A 6,465-nucleotide genomic window follows, 5' to 3' on the forward strand; every position below is an offset into this window, starting at 1 on the left:
ACTCCTAGGCTGCGGACCGGCCACTGCCGGGTGCGGGTGCGGGGGCGGGTGCCGCAGCTCTGTGCCACAGCTTTCCGGGCCCCGCGAGGGCGGCGATGGTCGCGACCCCCAGCGCGATCGCCGACATGACGAACGCGGTGGTGTAGCCGGACTCGGCGGGTACCCGGGTGCCGGGGATCGTCCTGGACGCCACGAGCGACGCGGCGATCTGCGCGCCGAGCGAGCCACCGATGGTGCGCATGATGGTGTTGATGCCGGTCGCCTGGCCGGTCTGGCTCCGGTCGACCGCGCTGACCACGAGATTGGCCAGGGCGGCGAAGGCGAAGCCGACACCGATGCCCAGCACCGCCGAGCCCGTGTACATCGCCCATTCGGTGTCGTGCGCCCCGGCGTAGATGATGAAGCCGACCACACCGATCAGGCACGCCAGCACCAGCGGCAGCTTCCAGCCCGTCGCCGCGCCGATCCGTCCGGCGAGCGGACTCGCGATCAGCATGGTCACCGCCATCGGCACCATGAAGAGACCGGACTCGGTCACGGACGCGTCGAAGCCGTAACCGGCCTCCGAGGGGGTCTGGGCGAGCAGCGGTACCAGGGTGAAGGCGCCGTACATGCCGAAGCCGATGATGAGCGCGGTGACGTGGCTGGTCAGCACGGCGGGCCTGCGCAGCAGCTCGATGTCGATGAGCGGTTCGCGCACCTTGGTCTCGACGTAGACGAACACCACGAGGAATACGGCGGCGCCGGCGAACAGGCCGATCACCCCGCCCGAGGCCCAGCCCCACGACTTGCCGTCACTGATGGCGAGCAGCAGTCCCACGACACCGCCGCTCAGCAGGACCACCCCCGCCCAGTCGATCCGGCCGGGGGAGCGGACCGGGGACTCCTCGATGAACGCGGCGACGGCCGCGATGCCCAGCAGGATCACGGCCAGACCGAGCCAGAAGATCCAGTGCCAGTTCAGGGCGTCGACGATCGGCCCGGGAATGACCAGCCCGACTCCGAAGCCGATGCCGAACGTGGAGGAGATCAGCCCGATCGCCACGGGTACCCGCTCGCACGGGAACTGGTCGCGCACGATGCCGAACGCCAGGGGGAAGGCGGCCGATCCGACCCCCTGCACCGCGCGGGCCGCGATCAGCAGGGGGAGCGAATCGGACAGGGCGGCCAGCAGGGTGCCGGCGGCGAAGACGGTGAGGCTGGCGATCAGCACCCGGCGCTTGCCGAACATGTCGCCGACCCGTCCCAGTAGCGCCGTGGCCACCGAGGCGGTGAGCAGGAAGGAGCTGAGCACCCAGGAGACGCTTGTGGTGGAGGCGTCGAACTCGCGCTGGAGGTCGGGCAGTGCCGGCACGACCATCGTCTGCATCAGCGAGAAGGAGAGTACGGCGAGGAGCAGGGCGGCGAACGGGGCGGCGGTGCCGCCTCGCGCTCCGGTGGCCGGGTTCTCGGCCTGCGAAGCGGGGGTGTCGGTCATGGAGCGGTCCTCCGGGAAATGGGCGCCGCCGTCCGCAGTCCAGGAACGCGGGGCGCCGAACTGGTATCACCATGGAATCATTCCATGACGTCATTCTTACGTCCAGCCACTATATTCCGGTATCGTGAACGCATGAGCGAAACCCCTGAAAGCGGTCCGGGCGGCACGGTCGGCCAGGCGCAGGCGGCGCGCCGCCCGCCGAGCCTGCTGGCGCTGCCCTCGTACCTCGCCGGCCACGCGGCGCGCATCGGTCACGACGCCCTGGTGGAAGCGGTGGGCCGACACGGGCTGCGGTTGCCGCACTTCGCGGCGCTGACCGCGCTTTCGGACTTCGGCCCGCTGCCCCAGCACGTACTGGCGGACCGGCTCGGATTCCAGCGCAGCCACCTGGGGAGCTATCTCGACATGATCGAGGAGCGGGGGCTGGTGCACCGCACCCGCGACCGAGCCGACCGGCGCCGCCAACTGGTCGAGCTCACCGACGAAGGGGTGGCGCTCCAGCGCCGGCTGTGGCTGGTGGCCGAGCAGTCCCAGGACTCCTTCCTCGGATGCTTCACCCAGGAGGAGCGGGAGACGCTGACGACGCTGCTGCGCCGGCTGGTGGACACCGACGACCGGACGCGCGCCTGAAAGCGGAACCGCAGGACAGAATTACGGAAAGGTGCTTTTGGGGTCGGTGGGTCGAATGCCGCTTCATATGACTGTAACAGTGAATTCACTGGTAAAGTCTTTGAATTCGGTACCGCAGGTTTGTATGTTTGTGCTCAAGTTTCGCTTCGTACAACGAACTTGATCTGACCTGCCGGGGGAGAGCATGACGCAAAGATCGTCAGAGGTCCTGCCGAGGCCTCCCATACCCGGTCGGCAGGGCGAGGCCGGATCGGCGCCGGTGCGGCGATCGGTGACCGAAATCCTGCCGGGCACGTTGCACGCGGGAATGCCCGTATCCGGCGGTTGGCGCATTCTGATAGTCGAAAGCAACGTCGGCGACGCCTGCGCACTGGAGGAAGGGCTGCGCCGGCACGGCCACGAAGTGGCCGCCGTCGACCGGGGCAGTGCGGCCCTGGAAGCCCACGAGAGCGTGGATCTGGTCCTGCTGGACCTCGAACTCCCCGACCTCGACGGCCTGGAGGTGTGCAAGGCCATCCGCTCGGTGAGCTGCGTCCCGTTGATCGTCGTCACTGCTCGCGGCTCAGAACTGGACCGGGTGCTCGGCCTCCAGGCCGGCGCGGACGACTATCTGGTCAAGCCGTACGGGTTCCGTGAGCTGATGGCCCGTATCGACGCCGTCATGCGACGGGTGAGGACCCAACGCCGGCTGGGGCAGGCAATCGACCACGGCCCGCTGCACATCGACGTGAAATCCCGCGAAGTCAGTCTGGACGGCCAGGAAGTGGGGCTGACCCGCAAGGAGTTCGATCTTCTCTGCCTCCTCGCTTCACATCCCGACACCGTCATCTCGCGCAAACGGCTATTACAGCAGGTGTGGGGTGATTCGTGGTCCCGGCGGACCGTGGACACCCATGTCAGCAGCCTCCGCGGGAAACTCGGTGGAAGTGGTTGGATCATTACCGTGCGCGGCGTGGGGTTCAAGCTGGGAAATGCTTGAATTTCCATTTCTCGTTATCCGCGCCCGTACTCATGCCGCGGCGGTGCGCGGCCTCGGGGCCAGTGCCGCGCGCAGTGCCGGGGTGAGGATGCGGCGGGTCTCGGACGCGGTGAGGGCCGACGGGGTGGGGAGAGGGTTGAGGTAGCGGGTGTAGATGAGGCCGCCGAGGACCGTCACCACGGCCGTGGCGCGTGCGGTCGCGTCCCGGCCGCCGAGAAATTCAACAAGCCGGGCCAACAGCTCGTGTTCCAGGTATTCGCGGATCACCTCGGCGGCCTCGTCGCCCCGGGCGCCGAGCTGTCGGAAGTCGGAGTCCTCCCACAGGCCGGTCACCGCGTCGATCAGGCGGTCGGGGAGGGTGGCCGGATCGCCGCCGAGGACATCGTCCACCGCCAGCGCGTTGGCGCACTGGAACTGCATCACGTCCGCGAACAGGCCCCTCTTCGAGCCGAAGTGGTACGCGATCAGCGCCGGGTCGACCCCGGCCGCCCCGGCCACCGCGCGCAGTGTCGTGCGCCGGTAGCCGCGCTCCAGGAACAGCGCCCGGGCCGCGGAGACGATCGACTCACGGGTCGGCGGATTGCCACGGGGGCGGCCTCGGGTGCGGGCGGAGGCAGGGGCGTCGATATTCATCAGCGTTGAGCCTGCGTTCGGTGACCGGGACAGTCAAGGGCGTTCCGCGAACCACACGAAGGGATGGCCCGACACCATGCGTATCGCAGTCTTCGGCGCCGACGGACCGGCCGGCCGCCACCTCACCGGGCCCGACCCGGCCGCGAGCATGCCGCACGAGCCGGCGGAGCGGCGGCACGTCCGTACGGCCGCAGGCGCCATCACCACGGCCGTGAAGCCGGACATCGCCGAGCCGATCCCGATCCGGAGCGAGGGGGGGAAGAGCAAGTGAGCCGGGCGGCCACCGAACTCCCGGCCGCCACACAGGCGTTCCTCGCCCGCCCCCACACGGCCACCCTCACCACCCTGCGCCCCGACGGCACCCCGCACGTCACCCCCGTCCGCTTCACCATCGACACGGTCACCGGCCTGGCACGGGTGACCACCCGGGCGGGAGCGCGCAAGGCCCGGAACGTGGCGGCGGGCGGCCGGGCGGCCCATGTCGCGCTCTGCCAGGCGGACGGCTTCCGCTGGGTCACCCTCGAAGGCCGGGCCACCGTCACCGACGACCCCGTACGCCTGACCGAGGCGGTCCGCCGCTACACCGCCCGCTACGGCGCGGCCCCGCCCGCCCCTCCGGACCTGGCCGTCATCGAGATCGCCGTCGACCACGTCCTGACCCTCAACCTCTGAAATCCCTCACGGAAAGCGAAACGACACCGCGATGCCCACCCTCCACGTTCTCGACTCCACCATCCACCACCGGGAGTCCGGCGACCCCGACGGGCTGCCGTTCGTCTTCCTGCACGGCAACCCCACCTCATCCCACCTGTGGCGGAACGTCCTGCCGGGGGTGGCCGCGCCCGGCCGCCGCCTGCTTGCCCCCGACCTCATCGGCATGGGCGACTCGGGCAAGCCCGATCTCGCCTACTCCTTCGACGACCACGCCCGCTACCTCGACGCCTGGTTCGACGCCCTCGGACTCTCCGAGGCCGTCCTCGTCGGCCACGACTGGGGCGGCGCGCTCGCCTTCGACCGTGCCGCACGTCTCCCGGACCGTGTCCGTGGCATCGCCTTCACCGAGACGATCGTCAAGCCGCTGGTCGGCGATGAATTCCCGGCGGCGGGCCGGGAGTTGTTCGCTCTGCTGCGGGCTCCCGGAGTGGGCGAGGAGATGATCCTGGAGAAGTCGCTGTTCATCGAGGGGCTTCCGGACACACTCGCCACGCCGCTCGACCCCGCCGACCTGGAGGTCTACCGTCGTCCCTTTCCGACCCCGCACAGCCGCCGCCCGGTACTGGCGTGGACGCGCATGATGCCGCTGGATGGTGCGCCCGCCGACGTCGTGGCCCGCATCGAGCAGTACGACGCCTGGCTGGCCGCCAGCCCCGAAGTCCCCAAGCTGCTCGCCGCGTTCGAGCCGGGTCCGGGCGCGATGACCGACCCGGGGACGGTGGCCTGGTGCGAGGAGAACATCGCGGGCCTGGAGGTGTCCCGCCACGGCGTCGCCGGCCACCACTCCCCGGAGGACCGCCCCGATGAGCTGGCCTCGGCGATCAACGCCTGGGCGGGCCGCCATGGGCTGGCGCACCGGTAGGGATCCCGCCGCCGAGGGCGGGCCGCCCAAGGTGCCGGCCGGGGAGAGACCGGAGGAGAGACCGGAGGAGAGGGCGGGGGAGAGGACTGGGGAGAGACCGGATGAGAGGGCAGGCCGGCACGGGGGCAGCCGAAGCGATCGGCGACCGCGTCCCGGTTCGCCGGTGGGAATCGAGGTGTGCCGACCGTTCGGCCTGGGAGACACTGCACGGATGAGCCCCGACGCGTCCCGGACACCGCAGGCAATGGCCCTTCACCACGTCGCGGAGCTCGCATCGGGTCCAGCGCTGGACCCGGCGCTGCGGGTGACGCTCAACTTCCACCCGGACCGCCTGCTGCACGGCAGGCCGATCCTCGATGCCCTCGCCGAAGACGGGGTCTACCACTCCCAGTTCGTCACGGGGACCAGTAACGGGGGACTGACCGCCCATCCCGGTGGGGACCGGTGGCGCTGGGAGAGCAGGATCTTCGGCGGGGCGTACGACACGGCGTCCGCTCATGAGCGACCCGTCTACGGGGCGTTGAACTTCCGCCGCAAGCCGGCCGGAGGCGCACCGCGGTTCGGCTCCGCCCACTTCCGGCTGACCGCCGGGACACTGGCGCGGACCACGTTCTGCTACCCGGACAGCTTCCTCGAACCCTCGGACTTCGGGGTCGCGGCCCGCATGGGCCTCATCGGCCTGGCCCTGGCCGACCGCCAGGACGACCTCGACGACTACATCGAGGCCCAGGTGCACGGGCCGGTCCTGCTGGACCGTCATGTGGAGGCGCTGGTCCTGGACCCGTGCTATCGGGGCACGGCGGTCGAGACCGCGGCGCGGCGTCTCGGCTGCCCCGTCGAGTGGCACCCGGGTTTCCGCCTCGGGACCGAGACACTGCGCCTCCACCCCGGCTACCGGGGTCAGGAGTACGTCGACCTGGGTGCGCGGCTCGCCGTCGGCGGCGTACTCGATCCTCGCATCGTCGGGGACGCGGCGCGGGACGGCCGCCACGATCCCCAGGCGGTCAAGAAGGTGTGGCACTGCCTGGCGCGTTTCGGGGGCGCTCGGGAAGGCCGCTGACGAATCGGCACGTCCGGCACGTCCGGCACGTCCGGCACGTCCGGCACGTCCGGCACGTCCGGCACGTCCGGCACGTCCGGCACGTCCGGCACGTCCGGCACGTCCGGCAC

General features: G+C 70.5%; 8 protein-coding genes. 6 read left to right on the top strand and 2 right to left on the bottom strand.

The annotated features are described in order from the left end of the window. Nucleotides 1-4 precede the first annotated feature (4 nt). Nucleotides 5-1,477, bottom strand: a complete 1,473-nt coding sequence (locus tag ABZ622_RS22720) for an MFS transporter (protein WP_360545855.1) — start codon at nucleotides 1,475-1,477, stop codon at nucleotides 5-7. A 132-nt stretch (nucleotides 1,478-1,609) separates the two neighbouring features. Between ABZ622_RS22720 and ABZ622_RS22725 the strand changes: the two genes are divergently transcribed. After that, the gene (locus ABZ622_RS22725; protein WP_360545857.1) at nucleotides 1,610-2,107 is read left to right on the top strand and encodes a MarR family winged helix-turn-helix transcriptional regulator; all 498 of its coding nucleotides are present in this window, start codon (nucleotides 1,610-1,612) and stop codon (nucleotides 2,105-2,107) included. Between the two features lie 307 nt (nucleotides 2,108-2,414). Continuing rightward, entirely contained in the window at nucleotides 2,415-3,086 is a 672-nt protein-coding gene (locus tag ABZ622_RS22730) for a response regulator transcription factor (protein WP_360545999.1), read from the top strand. 30 nt (nucleotides 3,087-3,116) lie between these two features. Here the strand turns inward: ABZ622_RS22730 and ABZ622_RS22735 are convergent, their stop codons facing one another. Continuing rightward, nucleotides 3,117-3,719, bottom strand: a complete 603-nt coding sequence (locus ABZ622_RS22735; protein WP_360545859.1) for a TetR family transcriptional regulator — start codon at nucleotides 3,717-3,719, stop codon at nucleotides 3,117-3,119. 76 nt (nucleotides 3,720-3,795) lie between these two features. Here ABZ622_RS22735 and ABZ622_RS22740 point away from each other — a divergent pair, with 76 nt between their 5' ends. The 4 genes from ABZ622_RS22740 (at nucleotide 3,796) to ABZ622_RS22755 (ending at nucleotide 6,355) form a co-directional block, all read left to right on the top strand. Further along, entirely contained in the window at nucleotides 3,796-3,990 is a 195-nt protein-coding gene (locus tag ABZ622_RS22740) for a hypothetical protein (protein ID WP_360545861.1), read from the top strand. Continuing rightward, entirely contained in the window at nucleotides 3,987-4,391 is a 405-nt protein-coding gene (locus ABZ622_RS22745; RefSeq protein ID WP_360545863.1) for a TIGR03618 family F420-dependent PPOX class oxidoreductase, read from the top strand. The genes ABZ622_RS22740 and ABZ622_RS22745 overlap by 4 nt, the downstream gene beginning before the upstream one ends. Before the next feature lies 1 nt (nucleotide 4,392). Beyond that, nucleotides 4,393-5,295 (top strand): haloalkane dehalogenase, encoded by a 903-nt coding sequence (locus tag ABZ622_RS22750; protein WP_360546001.1) that lies wholly within the window; start codon nucleotides 4,393-4,395, stop codon nucleotides 5,293-5,295. 211 nt (nucleotides 5,296-5,506) lie between these two features. Then, a complete protein-coding gene (locus ABZ622_RS22755) occupies nucleotides 5,507-6,355 on the top strand; it encodes a DUF3626 domain-containing protein (protein WP_360545865.1) in 849 nt (282 codons plus the stop codon). The last annotated feature ends 110 nt before the right edge of the window (nucleotides 6,356-6,465 follow it).

This window comes from Streptomyces sp. NPDC007164 (assembly GCF_040634135.1).
Taxonomy (GTDB): domain Bacteria; phylum Actinomycetota; class Actinomycetes; order Streptomycetales; family Streptomycetaceae; genus Streptomyces; species Streptomyces sanglieri.

What these genes read in the sequence shown, in the direction of transcription:
- ABZ622_RS22720 (WP_360545855.1), bottom strand. Translation starts at nt 1,477, where the DNA reads ATGACCGACACCCCCGCTTCGCAGGCCGAGAACCCGGCCACCGGAGCG.
- ABZ622_RS22725 (WP_360545857.1), top strand. Translation starts at nt 1,610, where the DNA reads ATGAGCGAAACCCCTGAAAGCGGTCCGGGCGGCACGGTCGGCCAGGCG.
- ABZ622_RS22730 (WP_360545999.1), top strand. Translation starts at nt 2,415, where the DNA reads ATGCCCGTATCCGGCGGTTGGCGCATTCTGATAGTCGAAAGCAACGTC.
- ABZ622_RS22735 (WP_360545859.1), bottom strand. Translation starts at nt 3,719, where the DNA reads ATGAATATCGACGCCCCTGCCTCCGCCCGCACCCGAGGCCGCCCCCGT.
- ABZ622_RS22740 (WP_360545861.1), top strand. Translation starts at nt 3,796, where the DNA reads ATGCGTATCGCAGTCTTCGGCGCCGACGGACCGGCCGGCCGCCACCTC.
- ABZ622_RS22755 (WP_360545865.1), top strand. Translation starts at nt 5,507, where the DNA reads ATGAGCCCCGACGCGTCCCGGACACCGCAGGCAATGGCCCTTCACCAC.